This window comes from Streptomyces sp. 351MFTsu5.1 (assembly GCF_000383655.1).
GTDB lineage: Bacteria > Actinomycetota > Actinomycetes > Streptomycetales > Streptomycetaceae > Streptomyces > Streptomyces griseorubiginosus.
The window spans coordinates 69,533-88,060 of the sequence record NZ_KB911776.1; the positions used below are offsets into that span (position 1 = coordinate 69,533).

Annotated in this window: 20 protein-coding genes and 1 tRNA gene; 17 read left to right on the top strand and 4 right to left on the bottom strand. The window is 71.4% G+C overall.

Annotation, left to right across the window (positions count from 1 at the left end; translation table 11 throughout):
- Positions 1 to 2,418 carry a penicillin acylase family protein gene (locus H295_RS47780; protein ID WP_020134004.1) on the bottom strand — a complete coding sequence of 806 codons (2,418 nt, stop codon included), beginning with the start codon at positions 2,416 to 2,418 and terminating at the stop codon, positions 1 to 3.
- A gap of 78 nt (positions 2,419 to 2,496) precedes the next feature.
- On the opposite strand from H295_RS47780, the gene H295_RS0103760 reads away from it, so the two are divergent.
- The 3 genes from H295_RS0103760 (at position 2,497) to H295_RS0103770 (ending at position 4,371) form a co-directional block, all read left to right on the top strand.
- Complete coding sequence (locus H295_RS0103760) at positions 2,497 to 3,216, top strand: siderophore-interacting protein (protein ID WP_020134005.1); 720 nt, start codon at positions 2,497 to 2,499, stop codon at positions 3,214 to 3,216.
- A 68-nt stretch (positions 3,217 to 3,284) separates the two neighbouring features.
- Positions 3,285 to 3,872, top strand: coding sequence for an HhH-GPD-type base excision DNA repair protein (locus H295_RS0103765; RefSeq protein ID WP_028809011.1), 588 nt, complete (start codon positions 3,285 to 3,287; stop codon positions 3,870 to 3,872).
- A gap of 178 nt (positions 3,873 to 4,050) precedes the next feature.
- The gene (locus H295_RS0103770; RefSeq protein ID WP_020134007.1) at positions 4,051 to 4,371 is read left to right on the top strand and encodes a hypothetical protein; all 321 of its coding nucleotides are present in this window, start codon (positions 4,051 to 4,053) and stop codon (positions 4,369 to 4,371) included.
- Positions 4,372 to 4,576: 205 nt separating this feature from the next.
- Here the strand turns inward: H295_RS0103770 and H295_RS0103780 are convergent, their stop codons facing one another.
- Positions 4,577 to 6,166 (bottom strand): helicase HerA-like domain-containing protein, encoded by a 1,590-nt coding sequence (locus H295_RS0103780; protein ID WP_020134009.1) that lies wholly within the window; start codon positions 6,164 to 6,166, stop codon positions 4,577 to 4,579.
- 171 nt (positions 6,167 to 6,337) lie between these two features.
- Between H295_RS0103780 and H295_RS0103785 the strand changes: the two genes are divergently transcribed.
- On the top strand, positions 6,338 to 6,634 hold the full coding sequence (locus H295_RS0103785; RefSeq protein WP_003999914.1) for a type II toxin-antitoxin system VapB family antitoxin: 297 nt from the start codon (positions 6,338 to 6,340) through the stop codon (positions 6,632 to 6,634).
- Between the two features lie 99 nt (positions 6,635 to 6,733).
- Positions 6,734 to 7,372 (top strand): LytR C-terminal domain-containing protein, encoded by a 639-nt coding sequence (locus H295_RS0103790; protein WP_020134010.1) that lies wholly within the window; start codon positions 6,734 to 6,736, stop codon positions 7,370 to 7,372.
- Between the two features lie 380 nt (positions 7,373 to 7,752).
- On the opposite strand, the gene upp is transcribed toward H295_RS0103790, so the two are convergent.
- On the bottom strand, positions 7,753 to 8,388 hold the full coding sequence (gene upp, locus H295_RS0103795) for a uracil phosphoribosyltransferase (RefSeq protein WP_028809015.1): 636 nt from the start codon (positions 8,386 to 8,388) through the stop codon (positions 7,753 to 7,755).
- A gap of 98 nt (positions 8,389 to 8,486) precedes the next feature.
- Between upp and H295_RS42735 the strand changes: the two genes are divergently transcribed.
- The 9 genes from H295_RS42735 (at position 8,487) to H295_RS0103840 (ending at position 14,087) form a co-directional block, all read left to right on the top strand.
- Positions 8,487 to 8,891, top strand: a complete 405-nt coding sequence (locus H295_RS42735; RefSeq protein WP_020134012.1) for a hypothetical protein — start codon at positions 8,487 to 8,489, stop codon at positions 8,889 to 8,891.
- 336 nt (positions 8,892 to 9,227) lie between these two features.
- Positions 9,228 to 9,767, top strand: a complete 540-nt coding sequence (locus H295_RS0103805) for a hypothetical protein (protein ID WP_020134013.1) — start codon at positions 9,228 to 9,230, stop codon at positions 9,765 to 9,767.
- 47 nt (positions 9,768 to 9,814) lie between these two features.
- Positions 9,815 to 10,240, top strand: a complete 426-nt coding sequence (gene tadA / locus H295_RS0103810) for a tRNA adenosine(34) deaminase TadA (RefSeq protein WP_028809016.1) — start codon at positions 9,815 to 9,817, stop codon at positions 10,238 to 10,240.
- Between the two features lie 79 nt (positions 10,241 to 10,319).
- Positions 10,320 to 10,404, top strand: a tRNA-Ser gene (locus tag H295_RS0103815).
- Between the two features lie 101 nt (positions 10,405 to 10,505).
- Positions 10,506 to 10,682 (top strand): hypothetical protein, encoded by a 177-nt coding sequence (locus H295_RS47450; RefSeq protein ID WP_020134015.1) that lies wholly within the window; start codon positions 10,506 to 10,508, stop codon positions 10,680 to 10,682.
- 19 nt (positions 10,683 to 10,701) lie between these two features.
- The gene (locus H295_RS0103825; RefSeq protein ID WP_020134016.1) at positions 10,702 to 10,995 is read left to right on the top strand and encodes a Dabb family protein; all 294 of its coding nucleotides are present in this window, start codon (positions 10,702 to 10,704) and stop codon (positions 10,993 to 10,995) included.
- Between the two features lie 176 nt (positions 10,996 to 11,171).
- Positions 11,172 to 12,035 carry an RNA polymerase sigma factor SigF gene (locus tag H295_RS0103830; RefSeq protein WP_043217033.1) on the top strand — a complete coding sequence of 288 codons (864 nt, stop codon included), beginning with the start codon at positions 11,172 to 11,174 and terminating at the stop codon, positions 12,033 to 12,035.
- A 385-nt stretch (positions 12,036 to 12,420) separates the two neighbouring features.
- The gene (locus H295_RS0103835) at positions 12,421 to 13,305 is read left to right on the top strand and encodes an RNA polymerase sigma factor SigF (protein ID WP_020134018.1); all 885 of its coding nucleotides are present in this window, start codon (positions 12,421 to 12,423) and stop codon (positions 13,303 to 13,305) included.
- A 53-nt stretch (positions 13,306 to 13,358) separates the two neighbouring features.
- The gene (locus tag H295_RS0103840) at positions 13,359 to 14,087 is read left to right on the top strand and encodes a hypothetical protein (RefSeq protein WP_028809018.1); all 729 of its coding nucleotides are present in this window, start codon (positions 13,359 to 13,361) and stop codon (positions 14,085 to 14,087) included.
- A gap of 6 nt (positions 14,088 to 14,093) precedes the next feature.
- Here the strand turns inward: H295_RS0103840 and H295_RS0103845 are convergent, their stop codons facing one another.
- Positions 14,094 to 14,297, bottom strand: a complete 204-nt coding sequence (locus tag H295_RS0103845; RefSeq protein ID WP_020134020.1) for a hypothetical protein — start codon at positions 14,295 to 14,297, stop codon at positions 14,094 to 14,096.
- Between the two features lie 195 nt (positions 14,298 to 14,492).
- On the opposite strand from H295_RS0103845, the gene H295_RS0103850 reads away from it, so the two are divergent.
- From H295_RS0103850 to H295_RS0103860, 3 genes are all read left to right on the top strand, one after another.
- Entirely contained in the window at positions 14,493 to 14,999 is a 507-nt protein-coding gene (locus H295_RS0103850) for a MarR family winged helix-turn-helix transcriptional regulator (protein ID WP_020134021.1), read from the top strand.
- 13 nt (positions 15,000 to 15,012) lie between these two features.
- Positions 15,013 to 17,550, top strand: a complete 2,538-nt coding sequence (locus tag H295_RS0103855) for an MFS transporter (RefSeq protein WP_028809019.1) — start codon at positions 15,013 to 15,015, stop codon at positions 17,548 to 17,550.
- A 92-nt stretch (positions 17,551 to 17,642) separates the two neighbouring features.
- Positions 17,643 to 18,464, top strand: coding sequence for a YceI family protein (locus H295_RS0103860; RefSeq protein WP_020134023.1), 822 nt, complete (start codon positions 17,643 to 17,645; stop codon positions 18,462 to 18,464).
- Positions 18,465 to 18,528 lie beyond the last annotated feature (64 nt).

Sequence of the window (18,528 nt, forward strand, 5' to 3'; positions counted from 1 at the left end):
TCAGTCTTCCTTCGTCAGGTGCTGCCAGTCGGTGACGACCGGGACGAGATCTCCCTCGATCCACAAGGGGAGTTGGTCGCGGTGATGGGGTGAGCCGGGGACGCCGGAGGCGCCCAGCGGAACCACCCAGAGGCTGTCCTCGCGGCGGGCCAGGTCCCAGACGTAACGGGCGGCCGGGCCGCGCGCGGCGAGGTCGGTGAGCCCGGGGACCGCCGAGGTGCACAGGACGCAGTCGTGGTCCCCGGAGAGGGCGGGGGCGACCGGGTCCGGGTCCGGCAGTGCCCGCCAGGGGGCGAGGCGGTGGGTGTCGCCCCAGGTGCCCCGCGGCGGCGCGGCGGCCACCTCCTCCAGGGCCCCGCGCACGGTGCCGTCCCGGTCGACGCCGTACAACTCCGCTGCGCGCAGGAGGTGTTCGAGGGCGAAGGCGATCCGGGGGAGGAGGCCGAGCCAGGGGAGGAGGACGTCGGGGTAGGCGGGCGGGGCGGTGAGGGCGGCGAAGGCGGGGTGGGCCGCCAGTCGTCGTACGACCGCGCTGCGGACGGCGGCGTAGAGGGCGGCCTCATGGCTGTCCGCGGCCATACGGCGGTCCCACCGGAGGATCGTGTCCCTCAACGTCACGGCTTCGGGGCTCAGCCCTTCCAGCTGCTCCATGCGGTCCAACAGGGGCTGCGCGGAGGCGAGATGGGTGTCCGTGTGGATCGCCGGCATGTCGGCGGGGGACCAGCGGTCCTTCTCCGCCAGCAGGGCCGTGATGCGGTGTACGCGGTGCGGTGGGGCGAACTCGACGCCGAGGGGGGCGGCGGGGCCGCGCTGGTTGGCCATCACCGCGATGCCGTCGGTGAGTCCGGCGCGAGGGGTCTCGTGCCAGCCCCGCCATTCGTGGCCGGGCTCCCAGGCGTGCACGGGCCGCAGACGGTTGGCGTCCGCGCGCACCGGGACCCGGCCCGCGACCCGGTGCAGCAGCCCGCCCTCGGTGTCGGCGGCCTGCACCACGTTCACCGGCTCGACCCAGTGGTCGAAGGCACGGTCCACGTCGGCGGTGCGGCGCGCACGGAGAAGGGGGAGGAGCGCGCTGAAGCCGAGGTCCTCGGTGACCCGGGGCGGATGCCGGAGCGACAGGGCCACCGGAGGGTCGGGGAGGACGGGAGGGTCGGGGAAGGCCAGCGGGTCAGGGAGGACCGCCGGATCCGGTACGGCCAGCGGGTCGGGGTCGACCGCGGCGGCTTCGGCAGCGAAGGCGGCGACGGCGCCGACGGTGGTGGCACCGGTGACCGGAGGATCCGGGAGAGCCGGAGGATCCGGGAGGACCAGAGGGTCGGGGAGGACCGGAGGGTCGGGGAGGACCGGAGTATCCGGAAGAACCGACGGATCCGGGAAGGCCGAGTGGCCTGAGAAGGCCGACTGGTCCGAGAAGGCCGACTGGTCTGCGAAGGCCGGCGAATCCGGGAGGGTCGACGGGTTCGAGAAGGCCCGAACCCCCTCCACCACTCCCCCGTCCAGCCCCTCCGGGCCGCCCGCGATCACCGGGCCCCGGTCGGTCTCGATGACCTCGATCTCCACGGGGGCCTCGCCCGCCACCTCCACGGTCTCGGTGTGCCGGGAGGCCCGGTGCCAGACGCCGTCCGGGCCGAGGGCCTCGATGCCCGCGCCCGTGCGGCGCAGGCGTTCGCGGTAGAGGTCCTGGTAGTCGGCCATCGCGTTGGTGATGGACCAGGCGACCGGGCCGGCGTGCCCGAAGTGGGCGATGCCGGGGACGCCGGGCACGGCCAGGCCGAGGACGTCGAACTCGGGGCAGGACAGCCGGATCTGCTGGTAGACGCCGGGGTCCTCGATGTAGCGGTGCGGGTCGCCCGCGAGGACGGCGTGACCGGTGACGGTACGACTGCCCGCGACCAGCCACCCGTTGCTGCCGGCGGTGCCGGGGCCGTCGGTGGCGAAGAGGCCGACCGCGTCCGGGCCAAGGTGCCGGATCGCCTCGTCCCGCCAGAGCTTGGCGGGGAAACCCGCGAACAGGATGTGCGTGCCGAGCCAGACGCCGAGCGGGGTCCAGGGCTCCCAGCGCCCGGGGGCGAGGCCGGCCCGCGCGAACTCGGGGGCCTCGGTGCCCGGCAGTTCCTCGTTGACGCCGTCGACGTACGCCCGTACCCAGTCGGCGGTCTCCGGGTCCCGTCTCTCCAGCGCGGCGAAGCAGCGTCTCGCCGTGTCGGCCAGGCGGGCCCGTCGCGCGAGGGTGTCCCAGGACAGGGCCCCGGCGCCGAGGAAGGCGGCGGAGGTGCCCTGCGCGCGGTGCCGTTCGACCTCCAGCTGCCAGGCACGGTCGCGGGCGGTGACCCGGCCCTGGGCGCGGGCGAGTTCCCGCGCACTGTCCGCGCGGAGGTGGGGGATCCCCCAGGCGTCGCGGAAGATCTCGATGCTCACCCTCACACCCGGCTCTCTTTAAGTTAGGCTTACCTAAGTTTCCCGATGTGGGGATCGTACGCGAAGGGTGAGAAGACCATGGGGCAGGGGCACGGCTGGGAGGGGGCGGTCCTGCGGCTGCTGCGCGCGAAGGACTTCGAGTTCACCGTGACCGGCTCGGAGGACGTCACCGACGCCTACCGGCGGGTGCACCTCACCGACGGCGGGATGCTCGCCGCCACCGGCGTCCACCCGACGATGTGGGTACGGCTGTGGTTCTCCGCCGCGGGCAAACCGCACCAGCGCGCCTTCACCCTGGTCGACCCGGACCCCGAGGCCGGCACCTTCAGCCTGGAGTTCGCCCTGCACGAGGGCGTGGCCAGCGACTGGGCCCGCACGGCGAAGCCCGGCGACACCATCGAGGCCACGGTCCACGGCACCGGGTTCGACCGTCCCGACCCCGAGCCCTCCCACGTCTTCGCCTTCGGCGACCCGGCCTCGCTGCCCGCCCTCAACTCCCTCCTCGGCGCTCTGGACTCCTCCCCCGCGACGGTCTGGTTCGAGGGCGGCGACGAGGGCCTCCCCTTCCGCACCGACCCCGCACGCCACGAGGTCCGCCGGGTGCCGCGCCTCGACTCCGGCGCCCACCTGGTCTCCCGGGCCCGCGCGGACCTGCCCGGCCTGCTGCGGACCCACCCGGACGCGTACGTCTGGATCGCCTGCGACACGGCGACGACCAGAACCCTGTCGTCGTACGTCCGCAAGGAACTGGGCGTGTCGAAGGAGCGGGTGGAGGCGCTGGGGTACTGGAGGCCCTGACAGGGGAGCCGTGCCGGGGGTACGCCCTCACGTGGAGGGATGACCCGGGCGGGGGCATGATCGGGGGCATGGACGTCACCCTTCACCTCGCCCAGGACGCCGAGGCCGACGAGCTCCTCGGCCGCTCCCCGCTCGCCGCGCTGGTCGGGATGCTGCTGGACCAGCAGGTTCCGATGGAGTGGGCGTTCAAGGGGCCCCGCACCATCGCGGACCGGCTCGGCGCGAACGACCTCGACGCGCACGAGATCGCCGCCCAGGACCCGGAGGCCTTCGCCGCGCTGCTCTCCGAGAAGCCGGCCGTGCACCGCTACCCCGGCTCGATGGCCAAGCGGATCCAGCAGCTGTGCCAGTACCTCGTCGAGCACTACGACGGTGAGGCCGAGCTGGTCTGGAAGGGCGTCCAGGACGGGCGCGAGCTGCTGCGCCGCCTCCAGGAGCTGCCGGGGTTCGGGAAGCAGAAGGCACAGATCTTCCTGGCCCTGCTGGGCAAGCAGCTCGGCGTCCGGCCCGAGGGGTGGCGGGAGGCGGCCGGCACGTACGGCGAACCGAAGTCCTTCCGGTCCGTCGCCGACATCACGGGCCCCGAGTCGCTGACGAAGGTCCGGGCGCACAAGCAGGAGATGAAGGCGGCGGCGAAGGCGGCGAAGAAGGCCTGACCGGGCGGCCGTCCCCGGACACGCGCGCGGCCACCCGCCCAACCCGTCTCCGCCGCACCCGTCTCCGCCGCGCACACCCCGTCAGGGCACCAGCTGACGTCCTCCCCCCTTGGTACGACCGGGTGAACCCCGTCGCCGAAGTGATGAACCGGGCGCGTCGGAGGGGGAGACGACTTGGGTGAGCACCGTACGACGCCCTCAGCACCGGTTCGGCCTGCTGCGTGCGCTCGTGCTGCTCCTCGTGCTGCTCGTGCCGGGCGCCCCCGCGCAGACGCACGCGGCCCATGTGGTGGCCGGTGAGACCGCCGAGTACGACGTCCTGGACACGGCCCTGCGGCCACCGCCCCGCACCGCCCACCGCACGGCAGCCGCCGTACCCCTGCGACCGGCCCCGCGCCCCCGAACGGCACCCGCCGTCTCGGAGGGCCGTCGGTGCCCGGCGCCCCCGAGGCCGCCGTACGCGCTGCCCGCCCTGCGTTCCGTGGTCCTGCGCTGCTGACAGAGCCCGCTTCCCCCGAGCCGGTTCAGCACTCACGCAAGGAACACAGCCATGCCCACCGACCCGTACGCGGTCCTGCGCGCCCTGTTGCGCGCGGAAGCCGCACGCAGCGCGCCGAAGGCGCAGCACCAGGACCGTAAGCCGCCGGTGAAGGAACCGAAGCGCGGCTGACCCACCGAGGACCGGCGGAGGCGGGGCCGTTCGGCTACCGCCTCCGCCGGGCCGTCCCGAAGAGCGAGCGGGTGATCTCCCGCCCGATCTGCGTGCCCAGCGACCGCGCGAGGGACTTGAACACCCCGCTGCCGACGACCTGTTCGACGACGGAGGGGTCGTCCTCGGGCTTCCCGGCCGGTGCGCCCTTCGGCTTCCTGGCCGGTGCCTTCACCTCGTCGGCCACCTCGTCGGCCATCTCGTCCGGGCCCTTGGCACCCCGCGAACTCAGCTTCTCGTAGGCCGACTCCCTGTCCACAGCCTGTGCGTAACGGCCGTACAGCGGCGAGGACCTGACCGCGGAGTCGAGGGTGCCGGGTTCGACCGGTCCCATCAGGGACTCCGGGGCGCGCAGCCGGGTCGCCGCGACGGGTGTGGGGGCGCCCTTCTCGCTGAGGACCGTGACGACGGCCTCGCCGGTCCCCAGCCCGGTGAGGAGTTCCTCCAGGCCGTACGCCGACTCGGGGAAGGTCTTCACGGTCGCCTTGAGCGCCTTCTGGTCGTCGGGGGTGAAGGCGCGGAGCGCGTGCTGGATCCGGTTGCCGAGCTGGCCGAGGACATCGGCCGGTACGTCCTTCGGGGTCTGCGTGACGAAGAAGACGCCGACCCCTTTCGAGCGAATCAGCCGGACGGTCTGCGTGATGGAGTCGAGGAACGCCTTCGAGGCCCCGTTGAAGAGCAGATGCGCCTCGTCGAAGAAGAAGACGAGCTTGGGCTTGTCGGCGTCCCCGACCTCGGGCAGGTCGTGGAAGAGGTCGGCGAGCAGCCACATCAGGAAGGTCGAGAACAGCTGCGGCCGGTCCTGTACGGCGGCCAGCTCCAGGACGGACACCATGCCCCGTCCGTCGCTCGCCGTCCGCAGCAGCTCGGCGGTGTCGAACTCGGGCTCCCCGAAGAAGTCGGCCATGCCCTGCGCCTCGAAGGCGGTGAGCGACCGCAGGATGACCCCGGCCGTGGCGGTGGACAGGCCGCCGATATTCTTCAGCTCGGCCTTGCCCTCGTCGGAGGTCAGGAAGGCGACGACGGCCCTGAGGTCCTTCAGGTCGAGGAGTTCGAGCCCCTTCTGGTCGGCGTAGTGGAAGATCAGGCCGAGGGACTGCTCCTGGGTCTGGTTGAGCTGGAGCACCTTGGACAGCAGCACCGGCCCGAAGCTGGTGACGGTGGCCCGCACGGGGATGCCGTGCCCGATGCCGCCGAGGGCGTAGAACTCGGCGGGAAACCCGGTGGCGGCCCACTCCTGATGCACCTCCGCCGCCCTGGCCTGCACCTTCTCGTTCCGCGTCCCGGGCGCCGAAATGCCCGACACATCCCCCTTGATGTCGGCGAGGAAGACCGGCACGCCCTGCGCGGAGAGCTGCTCGGCGACGAGCTGGAGCGTCTTGGTCTTGCCGGTGCCGGTGGCCCCGGCGACGAGACCGTGCCGGTTGAGCATCGGCAGGGGGATCCTGACCTGCGCGTCCGGCAGACAGACGCCGTCCCACAGCAGCGCGCCCAGATCGAGGGCGGGCCCGCCGAACGCATAGCCGGAGGCGATCTCCAGGGCCGGCTGCGGAAGGGCGGCGGAAGCGGCTCTTGCCTCCGGCATGGAACGGTCGGCAGTTCCCGCCGGGCCCCCCGTGACACCCCCGGGCGCGGTCTTTCGCTCGCTCATACCTGACCTCTGTTCCCGCTTTGCCCAGTTTTCTGGCATTTTTTCAAGCGTCGCACTCGCCCGCCATGGCTGCGCCCGGAAGGTCTTGACCGGTAGGCTTTCCGTGTGATCTTCAAGCGCATCGGAAACGGCCGGCCGTACCCCGACCACGGCCGGGAAAGCACCCGGCAGTGGGCGGACGTCGCACCGCGCCCGGTCCGCCTCGATCAGCTCGTGACGACCAAGGGCCAGCTCGACCTGGAGACCCTGCTCGCCGAGGACTCGACGTTCTACGGCGACCTGTTCGCGCACGTCGTGAAGTGGCAGGGCGACCTCTACCTCGAGGACGGCCTCCACCGCGCGGTGCGGGCGGCGCTCCAGCAGCGACAGGTGCTGCACGCGCGTGTGCTCGAGCTGGACTGAGTGACCGCGCTGTAAAGGTTTGGCCCTTTCGGGTTCTCCTGCGCCGCGGTCAATGATCATCTAGTAGGAATCACCGCCCGAGCGCACTACGCTGCGCCCATGAGCATGCTGACGCCCCCCGGCATGGGCGGTAAGTACCGGATCACGGGAGACAAGTACCCCCGGATGCGTCGGCCCCGGCGGCGCGGCAGGCTCGTGTTCGGCGTGGTGGCCTCCGTCGCCGCGCTGAGCCTGGTCGGCTGGGGCACGCTCCAGCTCATCGACGTCTTCACGGGCGGCGACAAGGCGTCCGCGGCGGGGCCCAAGGCCGACTGCGCGAGCAAGGTCAGCCCCTCGCCCTCCGCACCCACGGCGACGCTGCCCAAGCCGGGCCAGATCACCGTCAACGTCTTCAACGCCACCAAGCGGGGTGGCCTTGCCAAGAAGACGGCGGACGAGCTGAAGAAGCGGGGCTTCCGGATCGGCGACGTGGGCAACGCGACGGCCGCCTACGACAAGAAGGTCAAGGGCACGGGGCTGCTGCTCGGTCCGGCGTCGGCGCTGAAGACGTCCTTGCCGGTACTCGGCACGCAGGTCGCTGCGGCGGAGACGCGGACGGATACGCGTAAGGGGACGGAGGTCGACCTGATCATCGGCTCGGCGTTCAAGACCCTGAACAGCAAGGCGGCGGCGGACAAGGCGTTGGCTGCGCTGGCACATCCAGAGCCGACGGCAACGTCCTCGAAGAAGAGCTGCTGAGGGCGCCTGCGGGGGTACCGGGTGCGGTTGTCAGGCGGCCGCGGCCGGGTGGGGGCTGGTCGCGCAGTTCCCCGCGCCCCTGGGTGGGTGCAGTGGACGTGCGCCACGACGCACTGTTGGCCGCGTACGGCGTGAAGGGGACGGGGTGGGGGGTGTCCGCCCGCAGCGGCCGGCGTCCGGAACCGGGCCCCTGCTCGAGAGACCGAGCCGCCGGACCGAGGACGGATACCCCCCACCCCGGCACCGACCCACCCACCGGACGGAACGCGCTACACACGCCCCCACCGGACAGAAACGGGCCGCCGCAGGCATTCAGGGGCGCGGGGAACTGCGCAAAACGCCCGCCCCCACCCCGCCGCACCCGACCGACGACCAGACCGCTACTCCGCCGCCCCGTACAGCCGATCCCCCGCATCCCCCAGCCCCGGCACGATGTACCCCTGCTCGTTCAGATGGTCGTCGACCGCCGCCGTCACGACCGTCACCGGCGTCCCCGCCAGCTCGCGTTCCATGATCTCCACGCCCTCCGGCGCGGCCAGCAGCACCACCGCGGTCACATCGTCCGCACCCCGCTTGATCAGCTCACGGATCGCCGCCACCAGCGTGCCGCCCGTGGCCAGCATCGGGTCGAGGACATAGACCTGCCGGCCCGAGAGGTCCTCCGGCATCCGCGCCGCGTACGTCGTGGCCTGGAGCGTCTCCTCGTTGCGGATCATGCCGAGGAAACCGACCTCCGCGGTCGGCAGCAGCCGGACCATGCCGTCCAGCATGCCGAGCCCGGCCCGCAGGATCGGCACCACCAGCGGTCGCGGATACGACAGCTTCACACCGGTCGTCGCGGCGACCGGCGTCTTGATGTCGACCGCCTCGGTGCGCACGTCACGCGTGGCCTCGTAGGCGAGCAGGGTGACCAGCTCGTCGGCGAGACGGCGGAAGGTCGCGGAGTCGGTGCGCTGGTCGCGCAGGGTGGTGAGCTTGTGGGCGACCAGGGGGTGGTCGACGACGTGGAGGCGCATGTCCACAACAGTAACCGGCACCACCGCCGCACTCGCGCTGGCGTCAAACCCCCCGTCCGAGGGAAGGTGGGAGGGACGGACAACAGGGTGGTGAGCCTATGCCTGACCTGCCGGAGCGCGAATCCGGACGGAAACCGTCACGACAGAAGCCGTCACGGCAGAAACCGCGACGGACGCGAAACGCGGGAACCTCCGCAGACCCCCGAAACGCGGGAGCTTCCGGGGAACCCCGAGACGCGCCCCCACCCGACGTCCAGGACATCCGCGGCACCCGAGAGCCCACCGGCGCCCAAGAGTCCACCGGCACCCAGGACCTCCCCGGCACCCAGATCCTCCGCACCCCCCGCAACCCCCACGAGACCGACGCCGAGCGCCGCCGCCGCCGCGCCCAGTTCCTGCGCGACCTCGCCGAGGCCCGCGAACTGCGCGACCGGGTCCAGCCACGCCGCGCGAAGGTCGCCCGACTGCGGCACGCGATGCGCATGCGGACCTTCCGCTGGTAAGAACCCGCACACGCCCAGGAACGCCGACGCAGGCTCCGGAACCCCGCCCTCGACGCCCTCCCGGTGCCCTGAACAGGTGCCCGTGCGAAGGCGCTTGGAAAACCCGCGTACGATCCCGCTCGTGGCGGCGACGAGTGCGCTGGTGAGTCCAACACCGACGTGCCGACGCGCGTGCGATCAAAACCACCGGACACAGGGTGCCGAAGACGTCCCCTGAACGCCTTGTTTCTGCCACGATTCCGAGTGGGTGGGGCTCGGAGCCCGAGCTCTCCCCGCCCGTAACCTCCGCCGGGGGGACCCCCAACCGGCACGCCTATGACCAGTGGGAGAGTCACGGTGTACTTCGCCGCACTGCTCGCGCGCACCGAAGACGGGTGGGAAGCGAGCGACACAGAGCTGGACGATGTGGAGACCCTGTCGGATCTGGCCGACCTCGCCCGGGAAGCCTCGGCCGAGGACGACACGGTGCTCGTCCTCATCGAGCAGGAGGACGCCTGGTTCGGCGTCGTCCGTATCGACGGTGAGGAAGACCCCCGTATCTACGTCTCGGACGCGGCAGCCGCCGCCCGCAGCTCGTACGGCGAGATCCTGCTCACCGACGAACTGCTCGGAAGGGAGCCCGGCGACGACGACCCCGACCTGGACGCCCTCGACCTCGACGGCACCGAGGACGGTGAGGACGACGAGGACGAGGGCGACGACACCACGAGCGGCGGCGGCTCCGCCGAGGCCGTGCCGCACGGTCCGGTCGGTGACCCCACGGTCCTCGACGACCTGGGCGTCAGCGAGAAGGAGCTGAAGTCCCTGTCGGAGGACGCGGTCACCGAGATCGCCGAGGCCCTGGGCGCCTCGGAGGTCCTGGAGACCGTCCGCTGACCGGAGCCACCGCGCCGGACCCGGTGCGCGACCGCTGGCGGGCGGCGATGCGGCTCGCCCTGGACGAGGCTCGCAAGGCGGGCCCGGACGTGCCGGTGGGTGCCGTCGTACTGTCCCCGGACGGTACGACGGTGCTCGCCGCCGGCCACAACGAACGCGAGGCGGGCGGTGATCCGACCGCGCACGCGGAGATCCTCGCGATCAGGCGGGCTGCGGCGGAGCTCGGCGAGTGGCGGCTGACCGGCTGCACGCTCGTCGTCACGCTGGAGCCCTGCACGATGTGCGCGGGCGCGATCGTGCAGTCCCGGGTGGACCGGGTGGTCTACGGCGCCCGGGACGAGAAGGCGGGCGCGGCCGGCTCCCTCTGGGACGTGGTCCGCGACCGGCGCCTCAACCACCGCCCCGAGGTCGTCGAGGGAGTCCTCGCCGACGAATGCGCCCGCCTCCTCACGGACTTCTTCCGGAACCGCTGACGGCACGACGCCGGGAACGCCACCGGGGCGCCGGATACCGATTTCAAACCACGCCCCGCCTTGCTGTAAGGTCTCCCTCGGTAGCGTGTCCGAGCGGCCGAAGGAGCTCGCCTCGAAAGCGAGTGTGGCGCAAGTCACCGAGGGTTCAAATCCCTCCGCTACCGCTTGAGAAGGGCCCCGTCGCAAGACGGGGCCCTTCATGCGTACTGATCACCCCGGTTACACTCGCGCCCCATAGGCAACAGCAGAAGCGGGGGAGGCCGCGATGGCGGTGAACGGTAAGAAGATCGCCGTCTATCTGGTCGTGGTCTTCGTCCTGTACGTGATCATCACGGACCCGGCCAAGGCCGCCGACTACGTGCAGATAGGGTTCGAGGGCATATCGGACGCCGCCAAGGCCGTGGGCGACTTCTTCACCTGGCTGGCCGACGGGGCGCACTGACGAAACCGAGGGAGCGCCCATGATCCGCCATCTCGTCCTGTTCAAGCTCAACGAGGGTGTCGAGCGCGACGATCCCCGGGTCGTGGCGGGCGAGGAGGCGTTCCGCGCCCTCGACGGCAAGATCCCCGAGATCCGCTTCTGGGAGCTGGGCTGGAACTTCAGCGACCGCCCCATCGCCTACGACTTCGCGATCAACTCCGGCTTCGAGGACGCGGCGGCGCTGCGGACCTACGCCGAGCACCCGGAGCACCAGGCGGGCGTGGCACTGTGGAAGGAGTTCGCGACCTGGGTGGTCGCGGACTACACCTACTGAGCCGGAGCCGAGCCCCAGCCGATCAAGAGCGTTCAGAAGCCTCCCGCCGGGAACGACGGGAGGCTTTTCCGCGTCCTGCGCCCCAACTCGCTCTTACCTTCCTCTCAACACGGCGTAACCCAACGTTATGCGGTGCTTGCACACAGTGCACATGTCTTGTGATGCTATGACCGCTTTTGACGGATGAGTTGACCAACGAAGAGGTGGCGTTGACCGTGTCGGCCAGTACCGCGCCTCCCCAGGAGGCGGCCCCTCCCCAGGAGGCGGCCCCCCGCAGCCGCGGCGCCGACACACGGGCGCTCACCCAGGTGCTCTTCGGCCAGTTGAAGGGGCTCCAGCCGGGCACGCCGGAGCACACCCGGGTGCGGGCGGCGCTCATCGAGGCCAACCTCCCGCTCGTGCGCTACGCGGCCGCCCGCTTCCGCTCCCGCAACGAGCCGATGGAGGACGTGATCCAGGTCGGCACCATCGGGCTGATCAACGCCATCGACCGCTTCGACCCGGAGCGGGGCGTGCAGTTCCCCACCTTCGCGATGCCGACCGTCGTAGGCGAGATCAAGCGGTACTTCCGCGACAACGTCCGCACGGTCCACGTCCCGCGCCGGCTGCACGAGCTGTGGGTGCAGGTCAACAGCGCCACCGAGGACCTGACGACCGCCTTCGGGCGCATCCCGACGACCGCCGAGATCGCCGAGCGGCTGCGCATCGGCGAGGACGAGGTGCTGTCCTGCATCGAGGCCGGCCGGTCGTACCACGCCACCTCCCTGGAGGCGGCCCAGGAGGGCGACGGGCTGCCGGGTCTGCTGGACCGGCTCGGCTACGAGGATCCGGCGCTGGACGGCGTGGAGCACCGCGACCTGGTCCGGCATCTGCTGGTGCAACTCCCCGAGCGCGAACAGAGAATCCTTCTGCTGCGCTACTACAGCAACCTCACCCAGTCGCAAATCAGCGCGGAACTCGGCGTCTCGCAGATGCACGTTTCGAGGCTACTCGCGCGTAGCTTTCAACGGCTGCGGTCCGCCAATCGCATCGACGCGTAGAGGATCGCCGCATAGAGGCGTGGGCGCACAGCCGTCGAAACACAGCCGCGGACACATAGCTGTGGGCGCATGGCGGATGCATAAGGGGCGCACGGTCGCACATCCCGTAACACCGCAGTTCGCAAGCACTGTCGAGGCGTAACCGGGGCGAGCGAATCGCTCACCGGCGCCGTTCCCGACCCTTCTGTGCCGAAAAACCGTCAGACCCCCTTTATCCAGGGCGGATTCGCGTCTCACGTGTCGACATGTCACTACAGCGTGTTGCCGACATGTGACATTCTGCCGGAAGCGCGTTTGCCGGGGCTTCGGCTCCGGTATTCAGGTGAAGGCTGACGTTCCTCGACGAAGCGTTCGCCGTACCGTCCCGCGACCCAAAGGGGGTGGCATGTCCGCAGACCAGGGCAGCTCGAAGGTGCTCACGCTCACGAAGAGCGAGGCTGCGCCCGCGCTCATCGACGTCCCGGCTGTCGAGGCCGCCCCGACCCCGGCCCTCCCGGCCGCGTCCGGAGCCATCGACACCCGCACCCTGTCCCGCTCCCTCTTCCTGCGGCTCGCCGCACTCGACGAGAACAGCCCCGAGCGCGCGTACGTCCGGGACACCCTCATCGAGCTCAACCTCCCGCTGGTGCGCTACGCGGCGGCCCGCTTCCGCTCGCGCAACGAGCCGATGGAGGACATCGTCCAGGTCGGCACCATCGGCCTGATCAAGGCGATCGACCGCTTCGACTGCGAACGGGGCGTGGAGTTCCCGACGTTCGCGATGCCGACGGTCGTGGGCGAGATCAAGCGGTTCTTCCGCGACACCTCGTGGTCGGTCCGCGTCCCGCGCCGCCTCCAGGAGCTGCGGCTGGCCCTCACCAAGGCCAGCGACGAGCTCTCCCAGAAGCTGGACCGCTCCCCGACGGTCGCCGAACTCGCCTCGGTGCTCGGCGTGTCCGAGGAGGACGTCGTCGACGGCCTCGCGGTGGGCAACGCCTATACCGCCTCCTCGCTGGACTCCCCCGCCCCGGAGGACGACGGCGGCGAGGGCTCCCTCGCGGACCGCCTCGGCTACGAGGACACCGCGCTGGAGGGCGTGGAGTACCGCGAATCCCTCAAGCCCCTGCTGGCGAAGCTGCCGCCCCGTGAGCGGCAGATCATCATGCTCCGCTTCTTCGCCAACATGACCCAGTCGCAGATCGGCGAGGAGGTCGGCATCTCGCAGATGCACGTCTCCCGGCTGCTCACCCGCACGCTGGCCCAGCTGCGCGAGGGTCTCATCTCCGACTGATCCGTCCCTGCGCGAGGGTTCCCATCCGACGGGGCGTCAGCCACCATGGCGCGATGCCTCGTTCACCCCGGACGACCTGGACACATGGCCGTCGGTGCGCCCTGCTCGGCGCGTCGGCGGCCGTCGTCTGTCTCGGCGCGGTCCTGGCCTCGTGCGGCGCGGGCGACGGCGAGGGTTACGTCGCCACGGGCGCGGCGGGTGGCCCCACACCTTCATCCGATACGGCCGTCGGGCCGACCGGCGATGTGACCCTGGTGCCGCTCCAGGCAACCCCGTCCGGTCCGGGCAGCAGCCCGGCGTCGGCGAACCCGGCCGCCCGGCACGGCACTTCGCCAGGATCGACGGCGGCCGGCACCCCGCGGACCGGTACGCCGACCGGCGTCGGCAGTTCCACGGCCGCACCCGCTGGGCCCACCGAGGGCGCCGGGGACGGCCGTAGCCCCTCGGCTTCCCCTTCCGCGGAGGGGAGCCCGAAACCCGCGGCCCTGGTCTGGTCGGAGCCGGTCCGGGAGGCCACCGACCGGCGCTGGTGCGAGGACGTCACCCTGGAGTTCCGCAACACCGGTGGCTCGCCGGTGACTTCGGGGACCGTCGTCTTCGGGACACACGTCATCGGCGCGCTCGGCATCGACTGGGCGACCGTGGAGTCCACGGTGGGACTCCCGGTGCCGATCGATGCCGGCGCGCGGCCGGCGGAGACCTGGACGGTGTGCGTCGACGCGTGGCGCGTGCCGCTGGGCATGCGGGTGGAGACGCGGGACGTCACCGTCCGGTGGGGTTAGTTCCTCTTACTTCAGCGCCAGCCAGGCCACCGCGGCCACGACCGCGACGGCGACGATCACGCCGATGATCAGACCCACGCGGGGTCCTGCGGAGGCGGCGGGCGCGGCCTGCTGCCGTCCGCCCTGGGGAGCCTCGTCGACGAAGGCACGGAACATCTGAGTGCTGCCGGCGGGGTCGTAGTTGCCCTGGGGGCCCTGGTTGTCAGCCATGCCCAGAGACCCTAGCGAATCCGGCGATGGGGCCCAAGTGCGGGGCCGACGGGGGCCTTAGGGGGTCTCACGTGCTGGTTTACGTTCGCAATACTTGCCTTTGCCAAGTTTTTATGCCGCACTCACGCCGTTTTATTTGCCTGTAGCAACCAAGCAAGCCTATGGTTGCCCAAAGCAACGAATACGGGAGGTGTGATGGCCGAGCAGGCGCGATACGAGGAGCTGATCCGCCAGTTCAGCGCCTTCGGAGCCGTGAAGCGGGAGATGGGGCGGATGATGCCGTCCGACTGCCCCGCCGGTTCCGCCGCCGTGCTGACCCTGCTCGGGCGCTACGGAGACATGCGCATGAGCAGGCTCTCCGAGCTGCTCGCCGTGGACATGTCCGTGACCAGCCGCCATGTGGCGCACGTCGTCGAGCGCGGCTGGATCGAGCGCTCCCCCGACCCGGCGGACCGGCGCTCGCGCATCCTCAGGCTGACCCCGGCCGGCCGGGCACTCCTGGACCAGCTGTCGCGGCGGACCTGCCTGATGCTCTCCGAGCGGCTCGGCGACTGGAGCGACGACGAAGTGGCCCAGCTGACGGCCCTGATGGCCCGGCTGCGAGCGAGCTTCGACGACACCCGCGCGCACGGCCCCGAACCCCGGCCGCCCGCACCCCCCGTACTCGAACAGACCACCCGTACACCCGCGATCACCACGTAAGAGAAGGAAGCCCATGGCAACGACCACACCAGCCGGTGTGCGGGCACACGCCAAGCACGGAGGAGGCTCCGGCGAGCACGGCCCCATGACGCACCGCCAGATCATGGAAGCCATCTCCGGCCTGCTGCTCGGCATGTTCGTGGCGATCCTGTCGTCCACGATCGTCACCAACGCGCTCCCGCACATCATCAGCGACCTCGGCGGCGGCCAGTCCGCCTACACCTGGGTCGTCACCGCCGCCCTGCTGTCGATGACCGCGGCCACCCCCCTGTGGGGCAAGCTCGCCGACCTGTACAGCAAGAAGGCCCTCGTCCAGATAGCGCTCGTCATCTACGTCCTGGGCTCGGCGGCCGCGGGTCTCTCCCAGAACTCCGGCATGCTGATCGCCTGCCGCGTCGTCCAGGGCATCGGCGTCGGCGGTCTGTCCGCCCTCGCGCAGATCGTCATGGCCGCGATGATCTCCCCGCGTGAGCGCGGCCGTTACTCCGGCTACCTCGGCGCGACCTTCGCCGTCGCCACCGTCGGCGGCCCGCTGCTCGGCGGTGTCATCACCGACACCTCGTGGCTGGGCTGGCGCTGGTGCTTCTACGTCGGCGTCCCCTTCGCCGTCGTCGCCCTGATCGTGCTCCAGAAGACCCTGCACCTGCCCGTGGTCAAGCGGGAGGTCAAGGTCGACTGGGGCGGCGCCACCGCCATCGCCGCCGCCGTCTCCCTGCTGCTGGTCTGGGTCACCTTCGCCGGTGACAAGTACGACTGGCTGTCCTGGCAGACGTACACGATGGTCGGCGGCTCGATCGTCCTCGGTCTGCTGTTCGTGCTGATCGAGTCCAAGGCGAGCGAACCGATCATTCCGCTGCGGCTGTTCAGGAACCGCACGATCACCCTGGCCTCGCTGGCCTCGCTGTTCGTCGGTGTCGCGATGTTCACCGGCACGGTCTTCTTCAGCCAGTACTTCCAGCTGGCCCGCGACAAGTCCCCGACGATGTCCGGCGTCATGACCATCCCGATGATCGGCGGACTGTTCATCTCCTCCACCGTGTCCGGGCAGTTCATCACCCGCACCGGCCGCTGGAAGGCATGGCTGGTCAGCGGTGGCGTCCTCGTGACGGCCGGGCTCGGCCTGCTGGGCACCATCCGGTACGACACGGCCTACTGGAAGATGTCGATCTTCATGGCCCTGCTGGGTCTCGGCATCGGCATGATGATGCAGAACCTGGTGCTCTGCACCCAGAACCAGGTCGACCCGTCCGACCTCGGCTCGGCCAGCTCCACGGTCACCTTCTTCCGGTCCCTCGGCGGAGCGGTCGGCGTCTCGGCGCTGGGCGCGGTCATGTCCCACCGGATCACCCACTACGTCTCGGACGGCGCCGCCGCTCTCGACCCGAAGTACCGGGCCGCCCTGGCCGGTTCCAGCTCCTCCACCGACAGCATCCCGGACCTGGCCAAGCTGCCCGCTCCGCTGCGCACGCTCATGGAGAGCTCCTACGGCCACGGCATCGCCGACGTGTTCCTGATCGCCGGCGCCCTCGCGGCCGTCGCGTTCCTGATCACCCTGTTCATCAAGGAGGTCCCGCTGCGGACGAAGGGCGCGCTGGCGCAGGCCGCCGCGGCGGAGGCTCCCGCTTCGGCGCCCTCCGAGGCTCCGGTGGAGACCGCCGGCGCCGGGCACACCCCGAGCTGGGCGGCCACCGAGTCCGTCACCTCGGATACCGGGACCGCCCCCGAGGGCACCCAGCGGCTGTCCGCCGTGGCCACCCTGGCCCGTGCGGAGGCCTCCGGTGAGGGCCCCGGCTCCATCCCGGTCCGCGGCTTCGTGCGCGGCAACGAGGGCGTCCCGGTCCCGCAGGCCGCGGTCACGCTGATCTCCCTTGCGGGACAGCAGCTGGGCCGCTCGGTCGCCCAGGCCGACGGGTCCTACGCGGTCGACGCGCCCGCCGTCGGGTCGTACGTCCTGATCGCCTCCGCGGACGGCTTCCAGCCGCAGGCGTCCACCGTCCTGGTGGGCGGCGAGCCGGTCGCCTACGACATCCTCCTCAGCGGCACCAGCGGGCTGAACGGGCTCGTGCGGGCCGCGCAGAGCGGGGAGCCGGTCAAGGACGCCATGGTGATCGTCACCGATGTGCGCGGCGACCTGCTGGCCACCGGGACCACCGGTGAGCAGGGCGAGTTCGCCTTCGGCGAGCTGGTCCCGGGTGCCGTGACCGTCGCGGTCAACGCCGCCGGGTTCCGGCCGCGCGCGCTGCCCGTCGAGGTCGGCGGCACCGGAGTCACCCGCATCGAGGTGGACCTGGACTCGGGCGCCCGCCTCCAGGGTGTCGTCCGGGCGCCGCAGGGCCCGCTGGCCGACGCCCGGGTCACCCTCGTGGACGCCGCCGGCAACGTGGTCGGCACCGCCACCACCGGGACGGACGGGGCGTACGCCTTCACCGACCTGGACGGCGGCGAGTACACGGTCATCGCCGCGGGCTACCCGCCGCAGGCCACGGCCCTGACGGTGAACGGCCCCGCGGTCGACGGACACGACATCGAACTCGCCCACCCCGGCGAGTAGTTCCACCCACTCCGGCCTGTGGCGGGGGACGCGCGCTCCGAGCGGAGGCGCGCGCCCGCCACGGGCCGGTCCGCTTCGAGGAGTTCTGAGACATGCCACTGACCGCGAGGATCCGAACCCGTGACGGATGGGCCGTGTCGCACGCGGTCGTCACGGTGACCGACATGACCGGCACGCAGGTGCTGCGCGCGGAGGCGGACGCGGAGGGGGCCGTACGGGACGGTACCCCGCTGGAGCCGGGGCCGTACACCGTCATCGTCACGGCCGTCGGGTACGCGCCCACCGCCGCCGGCGCGATCGTCACCGCGAGCGGCCGGGCCGAGGTCGGCACGGTCACGCTGGCCCGGGTCGGCGGCGCGGAACTGCCGCCGCCCGGTCCCTGGACCGTCGACCCGGCCCACTCCGGCGTGGGCGCGGTCGCCCAGCACCTGGGCATCTCCAGCGTCCACGGCCGCTTCACCGACTTCACCGCGGCGATCGAGGTCGCCCCGGACGACGTGACCAAGTCCCGGGTGGAGGCGGTCATCCGGGCGGCCTCCATCGACACCGGGAACGCGATGCGGGACGAACACCTGCGCTCGGCGGACTTCCTGGACGTGGCGCGGTACCCGGAAATCACCTACCGGTCGACGGGTCTCGTCGTGGCCGGGACGGACCGCTGGACCGTACGGGGCGAGCTGGCGATGCGCGGTGTCGTACGGCCGGTCGACCTGGACCTCGCCTACCTGGGCACGGGCGCGGACCCCTGGGGCGGGACACGGGCCGCCTTCAAGGCGACCACGCAGCTGCGGCGGGAGGACTTCGCCATGAACTACAACCAGGTCGTACAGGCGGGGATCGCGGCGATCGGCACCACGCTGAAGGTCGAGCTGGATGTGCAGGCGGTGCAGGGGGAGTCGGTGCCGGAGGGGTGAGGCGGGGTGGTGAGGCGGGGGCGACCGGGGGGCGTTGGGCGGGGGGGGTAGTCGGTCGGGGGTC

Excerpts from the sequence above, each read along its gene's own strand:
- H295_RS0103825 (WP_020134016.1), top strand. The coding sequence starts at position 10,702 with ATGATCCGCCATCTCGTCCTGTTCAAGCTCAACGAGGGTGTCGAGCGC.
- H295_RS47450 (WP_020134015.1), top strand. The coding sequence starts at position 10,506 with ATGGCGGTGAACGGTAAGAAGATCGCCGTCTATCTGGTCGTGGTCTTC.
- H295_RS0103780 (WP_020134009.1), bottom strand. The coding sequence starts at position 6,166 with ATGCCGGAGGCAAGAGCCGCTTCCGCCGCCCTTCCGCAGCCGGCCCTG.
- tadA (WP_028809016.1), top strand. The coding sequence starts at position 9,815 with ATGCGGCTCGCCCTGGACGAGGCTCGCAAGGCGGGCCCGGACGTGCCG.
- H295_RS42735 (WP_020134012.1), top strand. The coding sequence starts at position 8,487 with ATGCCTGACCTGCCGGAGCGCGAATCCGGACGGAAACCGTCACGACAG.
- H295_RS0103840 (WP_028809018.1), top strand. The coding sequence starts at position 13,359 with ATGCCTCGTTCACCCCGGACGACCTGGACACATGGCCGTCGGTGCGCC.
- H295_RS0103765 (WP_028809011.1), top strand. The coding sequence starts at position 3,285 with ATGGACGTCACCCTTCACCTCGCCCAGGACGCCGAGGCCGACGAGCTC.
- H295_RS0103860 (WP_020134023.1), top strand. The coding sequence starts at position 17,643 with ATGCCACTGACCGCGAGGATCCGAACCCGTGACGGATGGGCCGTGTCG.
- H295_RS0103850 (WP_020134021.1), top strand. The coding sequence starts at position 14,493 with ATGGCCGAGCAGGCGCGATACGAGGAGCTGATCCGCCAGTTCAGCGCC.
- H295_RS0103855 (WP_028809019.1), top strand. The coding sequence starts at position 15,013 with ATGGCAACGACCACACCAGCCGGTGTGCGGGCACACGCCAAGCACGGA.
- H295_RS0103790 (WP_020134010.1), top strand. The coding sequence starts at position 6,734 with ATGAGCATGCTGACGCCCCCCGGCATGGGCGGTAAGTACCGGATCACG.
- upp (WP_028809015.1), bottom strand. The coding sequence starts at position 8,388 with ATGCGCCTCCACGTCGTCGACCACCCCCTGGTCGCCCACAAGCTCACC.
- H295_RS0103835 (WP_020134018.1), top strand. The coding sequence starts at position 12,421 with ATGTCCGCAGACCAGGGCAGCTCGAAGGTGCTCACGCTCACGAAGAGC.
- H295_RS0103760 (WP_020134005.1), top strand. The coding sequence starts at position 2,497 with ATGGGGCAGGGGCACGGCTGGGAGGGGGCGGTCCTGCGGCTGCTGCGC.
- H295_RS0103845 (WP_020134020.1), bottom strand. The coding sequence starts at position 14,297 with ATGGCTGACAACCAGGGCCCCCAGGGCAACTACGACCCCGCCGGCAGC.